This is a genomic window from Paraburkholderia sp. FT54 (assembly GCF_031585635.1).
GTDB lineage: Bacteria > Pseudomonadota > Gammaproteobacteria > Burkholderiales > Burkholderiaceae > Paraburkholderia.
The window spans coordinates 2,205,347-2,224,050 of the sequence record NZ_CP134195.1 but is presented as its reverse complement, the minus strand read 5'-3'; the positions used below and the strand labels follow the sequence as shown (position 1 = coordinate 2,224,050).

The following is an 18,704-nucleotide window of genomic DNA, read 5'->3' as shown; positions in this document are numbered from 1 at the left end:
AGGGACGTCTCCCGGTGGGGCATTGCGGTTCAAAAGAGCAGCAAAAAGCGGCGCACGATTGCGCCGCTTCGTACCATGCGAGAAGTTCAGACTTCGCTCGGCAACCCGTAGGGCAGCGCGAGAAACTGAAGCGCCGGGCCGTGCGCCGCGCCCAGATGCACCGAGCCGGTTTCCAGCGCCGCGAGCTTGGTCTCCACCAGCACATCGACGCCGCCCTCCGGCGCCGACGCCGCGTTCACGACCATGCCGCACGGCTGGCCCGGATCGGCCGAATGGAACAGTTCCGCGCCGGCATGCACCGCGTCGAGTTCGCCGGCCACGTTGGCGAGCGAGGTGCGCCGCTTGATCGTGCCGCGATACTGGCTGCGCGCCACCACTTCCTGGCCGGGATAGCAGCCTTTGCGGAAATTCACCGCGCCGAGCACGTCGAAATTGACCATTTGCGGCACGAACTGCTCGACCACCGGCTGGGTGATGCGCGGCTCGCCCGCGCGAATGTCGAGCCAGTCCCACACGGCCGGCGAGACGCGCTTGAGTTTTTCGTCGAGCGAGGGCAGCAGCGACTCGACTTGCGCTTTCGGGCCGATCCACAGAAAACGCAGGCGTTCGAGCGCGTCCGGCACCCGAATCAGCGAACCCGCCGCGCCGTCCACCTTCACGTGCACACCGTCGGGCAGCGCGTCGAACACGCCTGAGAGCGCCTTGCGCACGTCGCCGGCGAGACCGACCACGGCCACCTCGCCGCTCGCGTCCACCAGTTTGGCCCTGGCGCGCAGCACGAACATCGACAGACGCTTCTGCACGGCAGCCTGCACGTCTTTCGACGCCAGCAGGCGAATTGTGTCGCCGCTGCGCCACGTCAGGAACGATGCCAGCAGTCGTCCCTTGGCCGAGCAGTAACCGGCCAGACGCGCATTGGCGGCGTCGAGATGCTGGGTGTCGTTGGTCAACTGGCCGTGCAGGAAGCTCGCTGCGTCGTCGCCGGTGACGTCGATCACGCCGAACTGCGTGAGCGGCATGTACGCGCCGTGGTGAATGACGGCGTCGAATTCATCGGCGCAAGGGCGTGGCAGCGTGGGCAGAGCGGCGGGCGTGGCGGCAGCGGCCATGACGGCGCTGCCTGGAGAAGTGCCTGAAGCGGTAGCGAGCGGTATGTTCATGGATTCCGAGAACAGTCAATTCTGACTTTAGCTAAGGCAAACAAGTATTATATGCAGTCCAACCCTGCCACGTTTCGCATGACCCTTCTGAAGAAATGTCTCGTCGCCGGCTCACTCGTCGTTGTGCTGGCCGCAGCCGCAATTGCCGGCGGATACCACTGGGCCAATAGCCCGCTCGATCTGACTCCCGCGCAACTCGATGTCACCGTCAAGCCGCACAGCAGCCTGCGCAGCGTCACGCTGCAGCTCAATCGCGGCGGCGTGCCGGTCGAGCCGGAACTGTTCGTCATCATGACGCGGCTGCTCGGACTGCAAAGCGAGCTGAAATCGGGCAACTACGAGTTCAAGACAGGCGTGACGCCGTACGACGTGCTGCAGAAAATCGCTCGCGGCGATGTCAACGAATACGTGGCGACCATCATCGAAGGCTGGACCTTCAAGCGCATGCGCGCCGAACTGGACGCCAATCCGGCGCTCAAGCACGACACGATCGGCATGAGCGACACCGATCTGATGAACGCGATCAATGCGCCGGAAGCGTCGATCGGCAATGGCGAAGGGCTGTTTTTCCCGGACACCTATCTGTTCGACAAGAACACCAGCGACCTCGATGTGTACCGGCGCGCGTACCGTCTGATGCGCCTGCGTCTGGACGAGGCGTGGACCGCGCGCGCGCCGAACCTGCCGTACAAGACACCGTACGACGCGCTGACCATGGCGTCGATCATCGAAAAGGAAACCGGCAAGCAGTCCGACCGGCCGATGGTCGCGGCGGTGTTCGCGAACCGCCTGCGCGTGGGCATGCCGCTGCAAACCGACCCGACCGTGATTTACGGCATGGGCGACAGCTACACCGGCCATATCAGGAAAAAAGACCTGCAGACCGACACTCCCTACAATACCTACACCCGCATGGGTCTGCCGCCGACGCCCATCTCGCTGCCCGGTGTGGCGTCGCTGCAAGCCGCGCTGAACCCGGCGCAAACCACGGCGCTGTATTTCGTGTCGCGCGGCGACGGCAGCAGTATCTTTTCTGACACCCTCGGCGATCACAACAAGGCCGTGGACAAATACATTCGAGGGCAATGATGGCGCGGGGCAAATTCATTACGTTTGAGGGCATCGACGGGGCGGGCAAGACCACCCATCTCAGCTGGTTTCGGGAGCGCCTCGAACAGAAAGTCGCAAGCACCGGGCGCTCGGTCGTCATGACGCGTGAACCGGGCGGCACGCCGCTCGGCGAGCAGATCCGCGAAATCGTGTTGCATCAGAAAATGGACCTCGAAACCGAGGCGCTGCTGATGTTCGCGCTGCGCCGCCAGCACCTGGCCGAAGTGATCGAGCCGGCGCTCGCGCATGGCGACTGGGTCCTGTCGGACCGTTTTACCGATGCGACCTTCGCTTATCAGGGCGGCGGCCGCGGGCTGCCGCGTGACAAGCTGGAAACGCTGGAGCGTTGGGTGCAGGGCGGTTTTCAACCGGACCTGACGGTGCTGTTCGACCTCGCGCCCGAGGTTGCCAATGAACGGCGCAGCGCGGTGCGCGATCCGGATCGGTTCGAAAGCGAGTCGGCCGCGTTTTTCAACCGGACTCGCGCCGAATATCTGCGCCGCGCCGAAGAAGCGCCATATCGGTTCGCTATCATTGACTCCGCGCAGAGCATCGTGCAAATTCAGAGAAAACTTGAAGAACTGATTGCAGTTCTTTGATTTTAAAAGAATATAAAGTTTACTTATGACGCTACGCAGAGTTCGTGTCACGTCTCACAAAAGTCCTGCAACAGTTTGATTTAAAAGAGAAACGATGATTTATCCGTGGCAAGCCGATGACTGGAACCGCCCGCAGCAGCTGCGCGGCCACTGGCCGCACGCCCTGTTGCTGCATGGACAGGCCGGCATCGGCAAGCTGCGCTTCGCGCAGCATCTCGCGCAAGGCCTGCTGTGCGAGGCGCAGCACGCCAACGGCGAGCCGTGCGGCGCGTGCGTGGCGTGCAACTGGTTCGCGCAGGGCAATCATCCGGACTACCGGATCGTCGTGCCCGAAGCGCTGGCCGCGGAAGCCGGCCTGAACAACGCCGCGGACGAAAAGGCCGACAAGGCCGACGCCGACGAAGGCAAGAAGACCCGCGCGCCCAGCAAGGAAATCAAGATCGAGCAGATTCGCGGCTTGCTCGACTTCGTGGGCGTGGGTTCGCACCGCGGCGGCGCGCGCGTGGTCGTGCTGTATCCGGCGGAGGGGCTGAATATCGCCGCGGCCAACGCGCTCCTGAAAACGTTGGAAGAACCGCCGGCGGGCGTCGTGTTCCTGATGGTGTCGGCGCGTATCGACCGCGTGCTGCCCACTATCATCAGCCGCTGCCGCCAATGGCCAATGACCATGCCGGCGCCGGACGTGGCGACGAAATGGCTCGCCGCGCAAGGCGTGGCCGAAGCGCCCGCGCTGCTCGCCGAAGCCGGCGGTGCGCCGCTCACGGCGCTCGCGCTCGCCAGCGACGAGAACCGCGCGCTGCGTGACTGGACGCTCAAGCAACTCGCCGCCGGCCCCGACTGCGATGCCTTCGCGTGCGGCGAGGCGCTGCAGAAGCTGCCCGTGCCGCTGGTGCTAGGCTGGCTGCAACGCTGGATGTACGATTTGCTGGCGCAGCGCACGGCGGGCGCGCCACGTTACTTTCCACAAGCGTCGGCGGCGTTGACGCGCTGCGCGTCGCAAGCCGACGCCAGCGCGTTCGCGCGCTTCATGCGCAACGTCACGCGCCAGCGCGCCGTCGAGAACCATCCGCTGAATGCACGGCTGGTGTTCGAGGAACTGTTTATCGGCTACCGCGAACTGTTCGCGTAAGCCCAGTCCGCGGGACATACCGGCAGCGGCCGGCGCGCTTCGCAGCGCCACGCGGCCGGCGCCGGCCCGCCTCTTCGTCCTGTATTGGCCTTCCATCTCACGTTTAATGCACCATGAGCCTTTCCTACCGCGATGCCACGCTCGACGATCTGCCCGCTATCGTCGCCATCTACAACTCGACTGTGCCGTCACGGCAAGTCACGGCCGATCTCGAACCGGTCAGCGTCGAAAGTCGCATGGGCTGGTTTCACGCGCACGGTCCACAAAAGCGGCCGTTGTGGGTGGTGGAAGACGCGCAACAGCCCGGCCGCGTGATCGCGTGGCTGAGCTTTTCGGACTTCTACGGTCGTCCGGCCTATCAGCGCACCGCCGAAGTCAGCATCTATCTCGACGAAAGCGCGCGTGGCCGAGGCCTCGGCAAGCAATTGCTGGCGGCTTCGCTGGCGGCGGCGCCGGCGCTCGGCATCGACTCCGTGCTCGGCTTTATCTTCGGCCACAATGAGGCGAGCCTGCGCCTGTTCCGCGCCTTCGGTTTCGACACGTGGGGCTCGTTGCCGCGCGTGGCCGTGCTGGACGGCGTGGAACGCGATCTGGTGATTCTCGGCAAACGCCTTGACGCTGTCGCGGCCGCCGCGAACGCCGCCTGATTCATCTCGAGCTCTCCTTACGCAGGACATCACCATGTTTGTCGACTCGCACTGCCATATCAACTTCGAAGGACTCGCCGATCGCCTGCCGCAGGTGCTCGAGAATATGCGCAGCCATTCGGTCACGCATGCGCTGTGCGTGTCCGTCGATCTGGAAACGCTGCCGTCCGTGATCGATATCGCCACCCGGTATGAGAACGTGTACGCCTCGGTCGGCGTGCATCCGGATCACGAGGACATGCGCGAGCCGAGCGTCGCCGAACTGGTCGAGCTGGCAGAGCATCCGAAGGTGGTCGCGATCGGCGAGACGGGTCTCGACTACTATCGCCTGGAAGGCCGCACAATCGCCGACATGGAATGGCAGCGCGAGCGCTTTCGCGCGCATATCCGCGCGGCGCATGCCACCGGCAAGCCGCTGATCATCCATACGCGCTCGTCGTGGGAAGACACGCTGCGCATCATGGCCGAGGAGCGCGCGGGCGAGCCGGGCGGCGTGATGCATTGCTTCACGGAACCGTGGGCCGTCGCCGAACAGGCGCTGGCGCAGAATTTTTACATCTCGCTGTCGGGCATCGTCACGTTCAAGAGCGCGACGGACGTGCAGGACGTCGCGCGGCGCGTGCCGCTCGAGCGTTTGCTGATCGAAACCGACTCGCCGTACCTCGCGCCCGTGCCGTATCGCGGCAAGCCTAATGAACCTGCGTACGTGAGTTATGTCGGACGGTTCATCGCGCAGCAACGCGAGATGCCGGAAGCGGCGCTGGCCGCCGCGACCACGCAGAACTTCTTCCGCCTTTTCAAGATCCCCGCGCCGGCCGGCGCGTGAGACGTAAAGTCGATCAATATCAAAAGGATAGGGACGTTTCCTAAAGTTAAACATGAGAGAAATTTCGATGTCGACTGCAGCTTTTCAGGATTTTTCGGCGGCGCGTGGCGCGCTGGCTTCGGCACGGCGCGTCGCATTCGCGGCAACGCTGGCATGTGTGGCGCTGACTTCGCTGCTGGTGTCGCCGGCTCAGGCTGCGCCGATCGATTCGCTGATCAAATCGGTCAAGTTCGACGACGTGGACGGCGTCAACAAGCTGCTCGCCAAGGGCATGGACCCGAACAGCGTGGATAACCAGGGCATTCCGCTGCTGGTGCTGGCCGCGCGCGAGAAATCGGACAAGGTCGGCGCCGCGCTGGTCGCTAATCCGAAGACCAACATCGAGATCCAGGACAAGGCCGGCGAGAACGCCATGATGATGGCCGCGCTCAACGGCGACCTCGCCTTCGTCAATTTGTTGATCGCGAAAGACGCCGAGGTCAACAAGAAGGGCTGGGCGCCGCTGCACTATGCAGCGGCGAATGGCCATGACGACATCGTCAAGGTGCTGCTCGACCATTCGGCCTACGTCGACGCCGGCTCGCCGAACGGCACCACGCCGCTGATGATGGCCGCGCGTGGCGGCCACGTGTCCACGGTGAAGCTGCTGCTCGACAACGGCGCGGACCTGACGGTGAAGAACCAGATCGGCATGACGGCGCTCGATTTCGCGAAGACCTACAAGGAGCCGGACGTGGTCGAAGGGCTGACCGCGCGCCTGCAGCAGATGCAACAGAAGTGACGCGGGCGGCGGCGCGAGTCGGCGGTTGACGGCAGAGGGTCCGCCGGTCGGTTGAGCGCCGGCCGCGGGCCAGCGGGGTTGCCAGCTGCTCGGCGTCGGGCACGGGCCAGCTCGGTCTGCAGGTCGCGTGAGCGCCGGCCATCGGGCGGCGGGACTGCCGGCAGCTCGGGCGTCGAGCACGGATCAGTCCGGTCTGCAGGTCGCGTGAGCGCCGGCCATAGGGCAGCGGGACTGCCAACTGCGCGAGCGCCGGTCGCAGGTCAGCGGGTTTGCCAGCCGCTTCGGCTTCGGTCACGGGCCAGCCCGGCTTGCCGGCCGTATGAGCGCCGCTCGCAGAGCACTGGCCGCGCTACCGCGCGAAGCGCAAAAATACCGGCGCAGCACCCGCTGGCTGACGCGCAGTAAAAAGTGCCTGAAGATAGCGGCGCCGCACACGCTTGCGCTTCGCAAAACAGTGCAGAATGACGACTTTGGCGCGCCGCGTGGGCGCGCGCTTTGGACGCGGCGAAAGACCGCCTGATAAACGACCCTGGAAAGGAACACCATGCTGCGGGCTTTGATTTTCGCCAGCGCGTTTGCCGTACCGCTATCGGCAGCCGCGTTCACGGGAGGCGACCTCAACAAGCTGTGCACCAAGACGGACGTGGCATCGCGTAGCGCGTGTGCCGCTTATATCGAAGGCGCCGCCGACGGCATCTTCAACACCATCGACGCGATCGGCGGCACGACCGGTCCGCGCGTCGGCCAGTACTTCTGCTTGCCGCAGGACGCGCGGTCGGCGCAGTTGACCGACGCGGTGCGCAAGTACATCGCGGAGAATCCGAACGTCGCGGGCTATAACGCCAGCACGGCGATCTCGCTGGGGCTCGGCAAGGCGTTTCCCTGCAAGAGCGGTAGTTGAGTTGAATCGCGGCTGATGCCGCGCGCGTCCGCATCGGGCGCGTTGGCGTTTTAGCCTGCGGCGTGTTTCGGGTTTGTTGGCAGCCGGAATCCCGCCGGGGGCTTTTTCCGAAGCCCCGCCTGAAAACCGGTTTAAACCTTGGCCGTCCGTTTGCAGAAGCGGCTGGCCTCGCCACCTTTCCAGGGACAGGCTGGCGAACGACCTAAGATGTCTGTAGGCAGGCCGCGACGGCGCGCAGTCGTCCGGCTCGCGCCCGCGTCAATGGCGGATGCCAAGCCACGGCGCCGTCCGGCACCCCGGGCGCGTCACGCAGCACCGCAGCCACCTTCAAGGCCCGCCGGTTCCGCGCTCGTTCTGCGCAGGTTCTGTCCACACTCAAGCCAGGAGGACAATCCCTTTCATGCCAACTCTCGACGACCTCAGCCGCATCGCCGAAGCGCCGCTGCATACGTGGCTCGGCGCATTGATCGTCTCGGTCATCGGGATGGTGCTGGCGGTGGGCATCCATCGGATCGGCGCGCGCATCGTGACGCGGCTCGCGCGGCCTTATCCGCTTACCAGCGTGGTGCTGCGCCATATCGACAAGTCGTCCCTGTTCGTGCTCGTGATCCTCGCGCTGGAGGCGGTGTGGTGGGAAGCGCCCGACACGCTGACCTTCATCACGCCGCTGCGCGACGCTGTCGCGATCACGCTGATCGGCGGGATTACGTGGCTGTCGGTGCGCTCGGCGGCGGCGATCGGCGAAGCGATCATTCAGGCCCATCCGCTCGATACCGCCGACAACCTGCAGGCGCGCCGCATCCATACCCAGGCGCGCGTGTTGGCGCGCTCGGTGATGTTCGTGATCGTGATCGTCGGCGTAGGCGGCGCGTTGATGACATTCCCCAGTGTCCGGCAGATCGGCGCGAGTCTGCTGGCGTCGGCGGGCGTGGCGGGTTTGGTCGCTGGTATCGCGGCGCGGCCGGTGCTGGGCAATCTGATCGCCGGCTTGCAGATCGCGCTGTCGCAGCCGATCCGTCTCGACGACGTCGTCGTGATTCAGGGCGAGTGGGGGCGTATCGAGGAAATCACCGGCACGTATGTGTCGGTGCGGCTGTGGGATCAGCGGCGGTTGATCGTTCCGCTGCAATGGTTCATCGAAAACCCTTTTTCCAACTGGACGCGCAGCAGTTCGCAGATCATCGGCACGGTGTTTCTGTACGTCGATTACCGCATGCCGCTCGCGCCGTTGCGCGAGGAACTCGCGCGCATCGTCGAGGACGCGCCTGAGTGGGATCGCCGCGTGCAGGTGCTGCAGGTCACGGACGGCACCGAGCGCTCCATGCAATTGCGCGCGCTCGTCAGCTCGCTCGATTCCGGCCTGAACTGGGATTTGCGCTGCCGGGTACGCGAGGGGTTGCTCGACTTCATTCAGCAGCACTACCCGCAGTACTTGCCGCGGGCGCGAGCGGAAGTGTCGGCGGAACTCGAAACCGGTAACGGCGAACCGCTCGACTGGGTGCCGCGCAGCACGCAGACGCCGGCTGGCAGCACGGCCGCGCATACCGAGGCCGATCCGGTGGCAAGCCGCGCCGGACGGCCGTCCGCAACCGATGCGCCGCGCGAGGTGAAGGAAAAGGTTTGACGGCGGAAAGCGGCGTACTCTGGCGTAGCGGTGCCGATGAATGCAACTGATCGGGCACCAAAGCGGCCGAACCGTCCACTCACTCACGAAGCTGGCGCGGCGGCGCGTGCCTCATGGTGTTTCGGTTCTCGTCGCGCCACGGCGCGCGCGACACTAAAAACACACCTGAGACGCGCCCGTGCGCGCCACGCGAACCAAGGAGACATGCAACATGGGCCGACTGATCGTCGTGTCGAATCGCGTCGCAACGCCGACGGAAACCAAGGGCTCGGCCGGCGGCCTCGCGGTCGGCGTATTCGGCGCGCTGAAGGATGCGGGAGGCGTGTGGTTCGGCTGGAGCGGCGACGTGGTCAGCGAGACCGTCGCCAACGCGGGTCCGACGCTGGAGCAGGACGGCGCGGTGACTTTCGCGACCGTCGGTCTGACGCGCAAGGATTACGACCAGTACTACCGCGGCTTTTCGAACGCGACGCTGTGGCCGGTGTTCCACTACCGCAACGACCTCGCGCGCTACGAGCGCGAGGAATACGCGGGCTACCGCCGCGTCAACGCGTGGCTCGCGCACAAGCTGATCAAGCTGCTCGAGCCGGACGACGTAATCTGGATTCACGACTACCATCTGATCCCGTTCGCCGAGGCGCTGCGCAACGAGGGCATCACGAACCGCATCGGCTTCTTCCTGCACATTCCGTTTCCCGCGCCGCAGATCCTGCTCAACATTCCACCGCACGAAGAACTGGTGAAGTCGCTGTCGTGCTACGACCTGCTGGGCTTCCAGACCGCCACCGACGAACTCGCCTTCAAGGATTACGTCACGCGCCACGCGCGCGGCACGGCGGGCGCGGACGGCGTCGTCGAAGCATTCGGCCGCAAGCTGCGCACGGGCGTCTACCGGATCGGCGTGTTCCCCGACGAAATCGCCGAGCAGGCGAAGCGTTACGAAAGCCGTCAGCACGTGCTCGACCTGAAGCAGAGCCTGGAAGGGCGCAAGCTGATCATGAGCGTCGACCGGCTCGACTACTCGAAGGGGCTCGTCGAGCGGTTCCGCGCGTTCGAGCATCTGCTGGAGCGCTCGCCGGAATGGCGCGGCAACGTCACGCTGGTGCAGATCGCGCCGCCGACCCGCTCGGACGTCGCCACCTATCAGAAGATTCGCCAGGATCTGGAATACGAAGCAGGGCGCATCAACGGACGCTATTCGGGGCTCGACTACACGCCGATCCGCTATCTGAACCAGCAGTACGACCGCTGGAAACTGATGTCGCTGTTTCGCGAATCGCAGATCGGATTCGTGACGCCGCTGCACGACGGCATGAATCTGGTCGCCAAGGAATACGTCGCCGCGCAGAATCCCGACGACCCCGGCGTGCTGGTGCTGTCGATTTTCGCAGGCGCGGCGGCGGAGTTGACCGGCGCGCTGCTGGTCAATCCGCATGATGCGATCGGCATGTGCGAAGCCTTGCAGCGCGCGTTGCAGATGCCGCTCGACGCGCGTCAGCGGCGTCACGAGATCAACATGGCGGCGCTGCGCGAGAACGATCTCGGTGTATGGCGCGACACCTTCCTGCGCGATCTGCGCAGCGTGCCGGACCAGAAACCGGGCAAGGGCGGCGGGCATAAGTGATGGGGCGTCTCAACGGGGTAGTTTTGCGAGGCGAGCCGCGCCCCGGCGCCGCGGCCTTGCAAACCAAACCCGTATCACCGACCTGGACGATCGCGACGTGCCGGCCTGGAAATGGCCCGTGCGCCGAACGCGCCTCCCATACGCGTGGCGAGCCGTATGTAAGCTAAATGTAACAACACCGAGGAAATGCAAGACCGGAGGCTTTTTGTTGTCCTGTAGTGAATAATGCTTCGATGCCGATGGTGCACGCGGCCGCATTCGGGCGCTGCATTGATCGGAGATATCGGCGCTGTCATGCTCGGCGCCGCTGACGCGCACCGCCAGAGGCGCAAGCCGTCAGTTCACGGAGACAAAATATGAAGATTGCGCAGATCGCCCCTTTGACCGAATCGGTGCCGCCGAAGCTGTATGGCGGCACGGAGCGCGTCGTGTCGTACATCACCGAGGCGCTGGTCGATCTCGGCCATGACGTGACGCTGTTCGCGAGCGGCGATTCCGTCACCAGCGCGAAGCTCGAAGCCGTCTGGCCGCGCGCGCTGCGTCTCGACCCGGGCATTCGCGACCGCGTGGCGCCTCATATGCTGCTGATGGAACTGGTGCGCCGCCAGGCCGAAAATTTCGACGTCCTGCATTTTCACCTCGACTATTACTCGTTCTCGGTCTTCAAACGCCAGGAAACGCCGTTCGTCACGACCATGCACGGCCGCCTCGATCTGCCCGAGCAACAGCCGGTGTTCGACACTTTCAACACCGCGCCGGTGATCTCGATTTCGAATTCGCAGCGGCATCCGTTGCCGCAGGCCAAGTGGCTGACCACCGTCTATCACGGCTTGCCGGAGCAGCTCTACACGCCGCAGCCGGTCGAGCAGAAGTATCTTGCGTTTCTCGGCCGGATCTCGCCGGAAAAGCGTGTCGATACCGCGATCCGGATTGCGGGCCGCTGCGGCATGCCCATTCGCATCGCGGCAAAAGTGGATGCCGCCGATCACGAGTATTTCGAACGCGACATCCGGCCGTTGCTGGACTTGCCGTATGTCGAGTTCATCGGCGAGATCGCGGATCATCAGAAGGCCGAATTCCTGTCTGGCGCGCACGCGCTGCTGTTTCCGATCGACTGGCCGGAGCCGTTCGGCCTCGTGATGATCGAAGCGATGGCATGCGGCACGCCGGTGATCGCTTTCAACCGCGGCTCGGTGCCGGAAGTGCTGGAAGACGGCGTGACAGGTTTTATCGTCGAAGACGAAATCGGCGCGGTGGCGGCGGTCAATCGCCTGCACAGGATGCCGCGCGCGGGCGTGCGGCAGCGCTTCGAGGAGCGCTTCACTTCGCACCGCATGGCGCAACAGTATGTGGATGCGTATCAGTTGGTGATTCGCGCGCAGAAGCGTTCGCGCTTCAAGGTGATCGATACGTCGGGCAGCTGAGCGGAAGAGATTCGGCTCACGTGGCAGGGTAAAAAAGAACGGCGATGCGTACTGCGCATCGCCGTTTTTTATTGGCGCACGACCTGGGACGATGACGGCTCTCGCATCAGGGAACGAGCGGTGGCTCACCGCCGCGACCACAAAAGCTCACCAGCGCGGCGCATGCCACGTTGATCACGTTGCAAAGGCGGGCTGCGCAGGATTGCGTCTGACCCGGCCACCGCTGCTCACGGAACCCGGCGGCTCAGACGCACACCCCGCAGACCGGCACTCGGAAAGCGCGCCTAGATCTTCAGACGCGAGACCTTGGTGCCTTGCAGCGAGACATCGGCCATCAGGCCAGCATTGGTCAGCACGAACACTTCGACCGGAGCCGTCGCCGTGGTGGTGTCGACCGCGCCGTTTGCGCCCATCTTCACCAGCGCGACGGACGCGTCGGCGCCCGCCGACCAGCCGTCGGCATTGCGGAATTTGTCCAGCGCATCCTGCGTCATGAACAGGAAGATGATCGCCTTCGACTGCGCACCCGCCTGCAGGCCGAATGAACCGGAAATCGTGCTGTAGTAACCGACCGTGCCACCGCCTACGCGCAGCGCACCTTCGCCATACTGCCCGCCGACGACGAAGCCCACCTGCAGCACCGACGGGAACACGAGGACGCCACGCGCCTTCGAGACCAGTTCGCGCGAACCCTGTACGGTCGTGAAGAGCCGCGACATGGTGCCGTCGACGCTAGCGTCGATCGACTGGCGTTTGGCTGAGTCGGTGGCGGGTGTATCCGGGTTGCCTTTATTGGTCGTACAACCAGCGAGTGCAAGGCCTCCGAAAGCGAGCGCAGCGGTAGTCTTCAACATGAAGTTTCGTCTTTGCATCGTTTTTCTCCGTCATTGTTCCGGGGCGCAACCTCATCCGATGTTGCCGGGTTGCCTTTGAGTTATATCACACGCAAGCACAAAAGGCGCACTTCGTTGCCAGGCGAAAAGCCTTGTGCGGCGGGGCTTTCGGGCTAATCGTAAGACATCGTGCCGTAATTTTGACCGGCGCTGGAGCGCGCCTGGGAGCGACGCGCGGCGCGCGTTCGAACAGGCTCCCGCCGAATCGCGCCGGCTTTCGACGGAGCCAGGCGGAGCCAGGCTGCGACGGTTTCGAAAGCTCGTTTTTACCGATTTTACGCCGCGCGAATCGACCTTGAAGCCAAATTGAAAGTGTTGTCTCGACGCCGCAGATCGGCCGTTTGATCCGGGCTCGCGCTCAACCATGGTTCGCCGGGCTCTTGACCGCCGGCGGACGCCGCAGCGCGCGGCGCACCATGCCGATCAGCACGCCCATCAGAAACAGCGTCACGGACGGCACGATCCAGTAGCCGACGAAGGCGTGCCAGAGATAGGCCATCAACGTGGAGCGGCGCACGCTGTATTCATTGCGGGCGTCCTGCTGACGCGGCGCATTGGCGGCCAGCACGTCGGCCGGACAGCCCGCGGCTTGCGCTTCGTCGGGCTTGCCGTGGCAGCGCGCGGGGGCACCGGCGGCGCGCTGCGCGTCGGTGAAATTCCAGGTGGTCAGCGCACGGTCGAGGTCGACGGCGTTGTACGCCATTTCCTCCCGGATCTCGCTCACCGCTACGATCGCCACGGGCACCGCCCAGAATATGATGACGACCAGCCACCGCCTCAACCAGCGGTTTTTATGCTTCGATACCATTCTTGCCTCCGATGGATGCTCTGCAGCACCAACGACAAGATGGCGGCCCGTCTGATGTTGTATAGGGGGTGGGCCGTCTCCGCAGCCATCATAGAAGAAAAATGGCGGGTTCGGGCGGCTGGACTGCAGGGGCAGGGAGGCTGGCTGGCAGGGAGGCTGGCTGGCAGTGAGCGCGCCGGATGACAACGTAGCTCTGTTCGAGCGGAGTACGTTCAGGCGCCGCGCCTGGCACGCGGCGCCGATGCGCGAGGTTTAATTGGCCGGCGCGGACGACAGGCAGCTCTTCATGAACGCCTTGCGGTCATCACCCTTCTTGCCGGTGGCTTGCGTGTTGCACGCCTTCATCTTGTCCTGCTGGCTCATCGGCGCAGCGGCGGCCGGCTTCGCGGACAGGCAGGTCTTCATGAACGCCTTGCGGTCGTCGCCCTTCTTGTCGCCGGCCTGCTTGTTACAGTCGGCCATTTTCGTTTGCTGGCTGTTCTGCGCGAACACCGGCGAAACGAGGACAGCGCCCAACACCAGCGTGGCGATAGCGGATTGGATTTTCATGTGACACTCCATCGGTGGTGAAAACGTTTTTGGTCGTTCATGCGCGCGGGCGTCAACGGTATCCAGGCCCCTCGGCACGTCCATTATTGCAAATGCTGTCTGCGAGAACGGCCAAAAGCGCATTCCGGTTGACAGGCGCTCACGCTGGTTTTCCCTTACGTGGCAGGGACCGACGGCGCATTGGAGTGTGAAACGGCGAATCGCGCGAGTGTCGAATCATGTTATGCATTCCAGATTAAATGCATGAAACGAATTCGAACGAATTAAGACTATGCCATTCGATCAGATCGATAAAAATTCAACCATGCCTTGCGCATTGCTGCACATGCAATTGAATTGTAATTAGGCAGGAAATTCCACCGCCCAACATATGGGTAATATTGACCAGCATGCATGTTGCGCATTGCATCGCTGGTCTGCTCTCACAGCGGCCAAGGAGGCTCGCCATGCACTATCTGTTGATGTACGACCTGGTGTCCGACTACCTCGACCGGCGCGCCGCGTATCGCGACGAGCATCTGAAGCTCGCGTGGGCCGCCACGGAGCGTGGCGAGCTGTTGCTGGCCGGCGCGCTGGCCGAGCCCACGGACACCGCCATGCTGCTGTTCCAGGGCGACTCAGCCGCTGCCGCCGAAGCCTTTGCCAAGGCCGATCCGTACGTGCTCGCCGGTCTCGTAACACGCTGGCGCGTGCGTGAATGGACGACGGTGGTGGGCGAGGGCGCGGCGAAACCAGTGCGCTGAAACCTGGTCTATCGATCGTATCGGCGGAGTGTCGAGTAGCGAAACCAGTCGCTCGCTTCATGCTCCGGCGCCGTTCAGGCCGCGCGATTTCCTCGGCGTCGATGCACTGCACATAGCCCGTTCAGCACTGCTTCGCGCATTTCAGCCGATCGGCCAAAGCCGAGTCAAATTGCATCGAAATCATGTGCCGGACGGGCGGCGGATTCATAAAAGTTATTCGTCGGTCATGCCTGCTGATTGCGCGACGCAATAGCATCATTTTGCTGCGGGAAGCGCCCCGAGTTTTGTGACGGCAATGCGAGAAAAGACGCAGCAAAAAGGACAAGTTTGTTTCTATCCGTAACACTTGTCTCATTGATATTCATGGAAACCCTGGGGATGGTATGCTTCGTGCACAAATTCTCCCATGCACGAGTGAGACCACGTTTTGTGCTTCGCAATAGGGATAAACCGCCCCAAGTCAGGGCGGTATTGACCAGTCAACAGAACGTACAAGACATATTTGTGCAACCGAGGCCTGCACACGGATCGTGAAAGTTGAATTCGTGGCGGTCCTACGCCGCAGCCCGGCCAGGCTGTGTGGAGAAAACCCAATGTTTTTCGATGAGCTAAGCAATGACGAATGGGCGCTGCTGGCAGCGCTTGTCTCAGATGAGCCGGCCGTCCGGCTAAACCGACGCGGCCGGCCCCGCGCCGAACCGCGTATCGTAACGAATGCGGTGCTGTGGATTCTGACAACCGGCGAACCCTGGTCGAAACTGCCAGGCCGCTATCCGTCGGGGCCGACCTGCCGGCGCCGTTTTGAAGAGTGGCAGTTGAACGGCACGCTCCTCGAGATGGTTCGACTGTTATCGCAAACCGGGCGCACTTTTGCGTACGTCCCTCAACCGGCGCCGCCCGTCGCGGCCAAACCCGCGGCACCGGTAGCGGAAACCCCCAGCGTGCGCGACGAGCATCCGCGCGGCGTGTCCTGGAGAAGCCCGGAGTCGTGGCAGGCGCCCGGCGGCATGTCGAACAGCTCGAGCAGCTGGCGTTCGGCCGATCCGATCGCGGACATCACGCGTCAGCTGTCCGGTGTCGCGAGTGTGCCGCCTGTGTCTCGTGCGCCGGCAGCACCCGTTGCAGCGCCCGCACGGCATGTCGTGCGGGGTGGACTGCCGCGTCCGGACGAAGCGCGCGCGGTGGGCGCGGCCATGCATGGTTTGATTTCCGCGGTCGCATCGGCGCGTGGCACGCCTGCGTCCGACGATCGGCGCAGCCCGCTGTCGATGAGCCTCGCGCCGCGCGGCACGGAAATCGCCGACCGGCGCGGCTACGTGATTTATGTCGCGGCTGAGCAGGTGCCGAACGCCATGTATCGCGCATGGGCGGAAATCACGAAGGACGGCAAACGCGTCGAGCGATCCGGCCTTGTTGGCCCGCGCTTTGCGCAAGCCGAGGCGGCGCAGCAGTACGCGCTCGACTGGGCGCGGCAGTGGATCGACCGCGAATGCCTCACGCTGGCAGCAGCGGCTGAATCGGCAACTGCGGCTCAGGCGTCGGCTCATGTCTCGGCGAATCCTGCGCCCACGGCGGTTCGTCCGTTGCCGGCCTTGCGCCATGTGCCCGAGCCGGTTGCGGCCAATCACAGTGCGCCGTTGCATGGACCGCTCAACGCGTTCCGTGGTCCGTTGCGCCGTTATCCCGGCGAACCGGCCGCTGCTCCCGCAGCGACCGAGAGTAGTGCATCCGATCGTTATCCGTCGTACACAGAACTCATCTCCCACGCGGGATGAGCACAGCAGTACCCCGCGGCCGGTAGGAGCAACCGCCGCAGACTCCCGCTTCATTCGTAGTGATTCACTGGTGTTGTCAGAAGGACGCCGTTCGCCGACGCCCCTGACCCACGCGCGTTACTGACGTCCGTAAGTGTCGTCGAAGCGCACGATATCGTCTTCACCGAGATACGACCCGGACTGCACCTCGATCATTTCGAGCGGCATCTTGCCCGGGTTCTCGAGACGGTGGGTGACGCCCAGCGGAATATAGGCCGATTCGTTTTCGGAGACGATAAAGCGCTCTTCACCGCGCGTGACGAGCGCCGTGCCGCGCACGACGATCCAATGTTCGGCGCGGTGATGATGCATTTGCAGCGAGAGCCGCGCACCCGGTTTCACCACGATCCGTTTGACCTGGAAGCGCTCGCCAGTGTCGACGGAATCGTAATTGCCCCACGGACGATGCACCTTGCGATGGTTGGCCGCTTCCAGCCCGCCGTCGTTGCGAATCCGGCCCACGATCTTCTTGACGTCCTGCACGCGCGACTTGTCGGCCACCAGAATGGCGTCGGCCGTTTCCACCACCACGAGATCATGCGTACCCACGCAGGCGATCAGGCGTCCTTCCGAATGCGCAAAGGTCGAGGCCGCGCCTTCGAACATCACGCGCCCGCGTCCCACGTTCTGATCGGCGTCCTTATCCGAGATGTCCCAGATCGCGTCCCACGAACCCACGTCGGACCAGCCCGCCTGCAACGGTATGACCACGCCCGTGGCCGCGCTCTGATCATTGCCGAGCTGCTCCATCACCGCGTAGTCGATCGAATTCGACGGCGAGGCGCTGAACGCGTCGCGTTGCAGACGGAAGAAGTCGCCGTCCGCCTTGCCGCCCACGAAGGACGCCTCGCAGGCTTCGTAAATGGCCGGCTGGAAATGGCGGATCGCCTTCAGCCAGGTCGACGCGCGCATGATGAAGATGCCGCTATTCCACCAGTATTCCTTCGATTCGATATAACGCTGCGCCAGCTCCAGATGCGGCTTTTCGACGAAACGATCGAGCTTGTGCGCGCCGATCTTGCCGGGTGTTTCCGCGTCGGCGTCTTGCGTGTCATTAGTCATGCCAGGCGTCGCACCAAGCGCCGCGCCGATGCGAATGTAGCCGTAGCCCGTTTCCGCGCGGGTCGGCACGATACCCATCGTGACGATATGACCGGCCGCCGCGTGCTGTACGCCGGCAGCCACTGCCGCGTGAAATCCGTCGATGTCCGTGACTGCGTGATCGGCGGGCATCACGACCATGATGCCGTCTTCGTCCTGCGCGGCGACCGAAAGGGCGGCCACGGTGAGCGCCGGCGCCGTATCGCGGCCGGCGGGTTCGAGAATCAGCCGGGTCGGCTTGCCGCTCGTGCGCAATTGTTCGGCGGTGGTGAAGCGCTGTTCTTCATTGGCCACCACGACGAGTTGCCCGGTAAGCGGATAGCCGGCCTCGAGTCCGTCGAGACGGCGGGTGGTGGATTGCAATAGCGAATCGTCGCCGAGCAGGCCGATCAACTGCTTCGGGTGCTGTTCGCGCGACATTGGCCACAACCGCGTGCCGGAGCCGCCCGCCAGAATCACGGGATGAACCTTGAGCTTGACGTTCAGGGACTTGACTTGCGTGGACCGGGTGTCGGCAGGCGTGGCCGTAACCGGAGCTGTCATGATGGACTCCTCGAGGCTGGGTGAATGCGTCGAGTTTTATCACGAACTCAGGAATCAATAAAAGCGCGTTAAATAGAAACTATATAAAACGCCTAATAAAATTATCCGTTTCGTGAAGAAAAAATGTTCGGCTAATTTTTTAAAAAGAAAAATTACGCGAAAAAAATCCAGCAGCATTTTTTATCGCCCCGCATGCCTCAGAATGATAACGGAAGGCGTCGCGTAAGTTTCGTAGGAAAACACTCGAAAAGCACCAGATTGGCTTACATAAAGGCTTGAGAGACGTCTATCAAACGCCCGGTTCGGTAACAATTGCCGAACAAAATTCAGAAAAAATGCCGAAACATTGACCGATACAATTTGAGATATTTTGTGGTCTTGCAACGGGAATTTTAATATCGCTTTATCTATACCTGTACAAGGGTATT

At 63.4% G+C, this 18,704-nt stretch carries 17 protein-coding genes; 12 read left to right on the top strand and 5 right to left on the bottom strand.

The window, feature by feature from the left end; translation table 11 throughout:
- Window positions 1-86: 86 nt before the first annotated feature.
- On the bottom strand, window positions 87-1,160 hold the full coding sequence (locus RI103_RS10380) for a folate-binding protein (RefSeq protein WP_310811962.1): 1,074 nt from the start codon (window positions 1,158-1,160) through the stop codon (window positions 87-89).
- A 78-nt stretch (window positions 1,161-1,238) separates the two neighbouring features.
- On the opposite strand from RI103_RS10380, the gene mltG reads away from it, so the two are divergent.
- The 10 genes from mltG (at window position 1,239) to RI103_RS10330 (ending at window position 11,825) form a co-directional block, all read left to right on the top strand.
- A complete protein-coding gene (mltG, locus tag RI103_RS10375; protein ID WP_310815216.1) occupies window positions 1,239-2,249 on the top strand; it encodes an endolytic transglycosylase MltG in 1,011 nt (336 codons plus the stop codon).
- Window positions 2,249-2,869, top strand: coding sequence for a dTMP kinase (gene tmk, locus RI103_RS10370; protein ID WP_310815215.1), 621 nt, complete (start codon window positions 2,249-2,251; stop codon window positions 2,867-2,869). The genes mltG and tmk overlap by 1 nt, the downstream gene beginning before the upstream one ends.
- A gap of 94 nt (window positions 2,870-2,963) precedes the next feature.
- Window positions 2,964-3,998: a DNA polymerase III subunit delta' gene (locus RI103_RS10365; RefSeq protein ID WP_310811961.1), complete on the top strand. Its 1,035-nt coding sequence runs from the start codon at window positions 2,964-2,966 to the stop codon at window positions 3,996-3,998.
- Between the two features lie 113 nt (window positions 3,999-4,111).
- Window positions 4,112-4,645 carry a GNAT family N-acetyltransferase gene (locus RI103_RS10360; protein ID WP_310811960.1) on the top strand — a complete coding sequence of 178 codons (534 nt, stop codon included), beginning with the start codon at window positions 4,112-4,114 and terminating at the stop codon, window positions 4,643-4,645.
- Window positions 4,646-4,679: 34 nt separating this feature from the next.
- Window positions 4,680-5,471, top strand: coding sequence for a TatD family hydrolase (locus RI103_RS10355; protein WP_310811959.1), 792 nt, complete (start codon window positions 4,680-4,682; stop codon window positions 5,469-5,471).
- Window positions 5,472-5,538: 67 nt separating this feature from the next.
- Window positions 5,539-6,252, top strand: coding sequence for an ankyrin repeat domain-containing protein (locus RI103_RS10350; protein ID WP_409076936.1), 714 nt, complete (start codon window positions 5,539-5,541; stop codon window positions 6,250-6,252).
- Between the two features lie 544 nt (window positions 6,253-6,796).
- Window positions 6,797-7,153 carry a Rap1a/Tai family immunity protein gene (locus RI103_RS10345; protein WP_007181973.1) on the top strand — a complete coding sequence of 119 codons (357 nt, stop codon included), beginning with the start codon at window positions 6,797-6,799 and terminating at the stop codon, window positions 7,151-7,153.
- Window positions 7,154-7,553: 400 nt separating this feature from the next.
- The gene (locus tag RI103_RS10340) at window positions 7,554-8,777 is read left to right on the top strand and encodes a mechanosensitive ion channel domain-containing protein (protein ID WP_310811957.1); all 1,224 of its coding nucleotides are present in this window, start codon (window positions 7,554-7,556) and stop codon (window positions 8,775-8,777) included.
- Between the two features lie 211 nt (window positions 8,778-8,988).
- Window positions 8,989-10,401: an alpha,alpha-trehalose-phosphate synthase (UDP-forming) gene (otsA, locus tag RI103_RS10335; protein WP_310811956.1), complete on the top strand. Its 1,413-nt coding sequence runs from the start codon at window positions 8,989-8,991 to the stop codon at window positions 10,399-10,401.
- 356 nt (window positions 10,402-10,757) lie between these two features.
- Entirely contained in the window at window positions 10,758-11,825 is a 1,068-nt protein-coding gene (locus RI103_RS10330) for a glycosyltransferase family 4 protein (RefSeq protein ID WP_310811955.1), read from the top strand.
- A gap of 284 nt (window positions 11,826-12,109) precedes the next feature.
- Here RI103_RS10330 and RI103_RS10325 read toward each other — a convergent pair whose 3' ends face one another.
- From RI103_RS10325 to RI103_RS10315, 3 genes are all read right to left on the bottom strand, one after another.
- Window positions 12,110-12,697, bottom strand: a complete 588-nt coding sequence (locus tag RI103_RS10325; protein WP_310811954.1) for a YSC84-related protein — start codon at window positions 12,695-12,697, stop codon at window positions 12,110-12,112.
- Between the two features lie 379 nt (window positions 12,698-13,076).
- Window positions 13,077-13,526 carry a hypothetical protein gene (locus tag RI103_RS10320; protein WP_310811953.1) on the bottom strand — a complete coding sequence of 150 codons (450 nt, stop codon included), beginning with the start codon at window positions 13,524-13,526 and terminating at the stop codon, window positions 13,077-13,079.
- Window positions 13,527-13,778: 252 nt separating this feature from the next.
- Window positions 13,779-14,075 (bottom strand): PsiF family protein, encoded by a 297-nt coding sequence (locus tag RI103_RS10315; protein ID WP_310811952.1) that lies wholly within the window; start codon window positions 14,073-14,075, stop codon window positions 13,779-13,781.
- Window positions 14,076-14,521: 446 nt separating this feature from the next.
- Here RI103_RS10315 and RI103_RS10310 point away from each other — a divergent pair, with 446 nt between their 5' ends.
- A complete protein-coding gene (locus RI103_RS10310) occupies window positions 14,522-14,818 on the top strand; it encodes a YciI-like protein (RefSeq protein WP_310811951.1) in 297 nt (98 codons plus the stop codon).
- A 593-nt stretch (window positions 14,819-15,411) separates the two neighbouring features.
- Window positions 15,412-16,593, top strand: coding sequence for a transposase (locus tag RI103_RS10305; protein WP_310811950.1), 1,182 nt, complete (start codon window positions 15,412-15,414; stop codon window positions 16,591-16,593).
- Between the two features lie 117 nt (window positions 16,594-16,710).
- Here RI103_RS10305 and RI103_RS10300 read toward each other — a convergent pair whose 3' ends face one another.
- The gene (locus tag RI103_RS10300) at window positions 16,711-18,276 is read right to left on the bottom strand and encodes a mannose-1-phosphate guanylyltransferase/mannose-6-phosphate isomerase (RefSeq protein WP_310811949.1); all 1,566 of its coding nucleotides are present in this window, start codon (window positions 18,274-18,276) and stop codon (window positions 16,711-16,713) included.
- Window positions 18,277-18,704: the final 428 nt, after the last annotated feature.

Bases quoted from the DNA above. Each gene is read 5' to 3' on its own strand.
- RI103_RS10380 (WP_310811962.1), bottom strand. From the start codon at position 1,160: ATGAACATACCGCTCGCTACCGCTTCAGGCACTTCTCCAGGCAGCGCC.
- mltG (WP_310815216.1), top strand. From the start codon at position 1,239: ATGACCCTTCTGAAGAAATGTCTCGTCGCCGGCTCACTCGTCGTTGTG.
- tmk (WP_310815215.1), top strand. From the start codon at position 2,249: ATGGCGCGGGGCAAATTCATTACGTTTGAGGGCATCGACGGGGCGGGC.
- RI103_RS10365 (WP_310811961.1), top strand. From the start codon at position 2,964: ATGATTTATCCGTGGCAAGCCGATGACTGGAACCGCCCGCAGCAGCTG.
- RI103_RS10360 (WP_310811960.1), top strand. From the start codon at position 4,112: ATGAGCCTTTCCTACCGCGATGCCACGCTCGACGATCTGCCCGCTATC.
- RI103_RS10355 (WP_310811959.1), top strand. From the start codon at position 4,680: ATGTTTGTCGACTCGCACTGCCATATCAACTTCGAAGGACTCGCCGAT.
- RI103_RS10350 (WP_409076936.1), top strand. From the start codon at position 5,539: ATGTCGACTGCAGCTTTTCAGGATTTTTCGGCGGCGCGTGGCGCGCTG.
- RI103_RS10345 (WP_007181973.1), top strand. From the start codon at position 6,797: ATGCTGCGGGCTTTGATTTTCGCCAGCGCGTTTGCCGTACCGCTATCG.
- RI103_RS10340 (WP_310811957.1), top strand. From the start codon at position 7,554: ATGCCAACTCTCGACGACCTCAGCCGCATCGCCGAAGCGCCGCTGCAT.
- otsA (WP_310811956.1), top strand. From the start codon at position 8,989: ATGGGCCGACTGATCGTCGTGTCGAATCGCGTCGCAACGCCGACGGAA.
- RI103_RS10330 (WP_310811955.1), top strand. From the start codon at position 10,758: ATGAAGATTGCGCAGATCGCCCCTTTGACCGAATCGGTGCCGCCGAAG.
- RI103_RS10325 (WP_310811954.1), bottom strand. From the start codon at position 12,697: ATGCAAAGACGAAACTTCATGTTGAAGACTACCGCTGCGCTCGCTTTC.
- RI103_RS10320 (WP_310811953.1), bottom strand. From the start codon at position 13,526: ATGGTATCGAAGCATAAAAACCGCTGGTTGAGGCGGTGGCTGGTCGTC.
- RI103_RS10315 (WP_310811952.1), bottom strand. From the start codon at position 14,075: ATGAAAATCCAATCCGCTATCGCCACGCTGGTGTTGGGCGCTGTCCTC.
- RI103_RS10310 (WP_310811951.1), top strand. From the start codon at position 14,522: ATGCACTATCTGTTGATGTACGACCTGGTGTCCGACTACCTCGACCGG.
- RI103_RS10305 (WP_310811950.1), top strand. From the start codon at position 15,412: ATGTTTTTCGATGAGCTAAGCAATGACGAATGGGCGCTGCTGGCAGCG.
- RI103_RS10300 (WP_310811949.1), bottom strand. From the start codon at position 18,276: ATGACAGCTCCGGTTACGGCCACGCCTGCCGACACCCGGTCCACGCAA.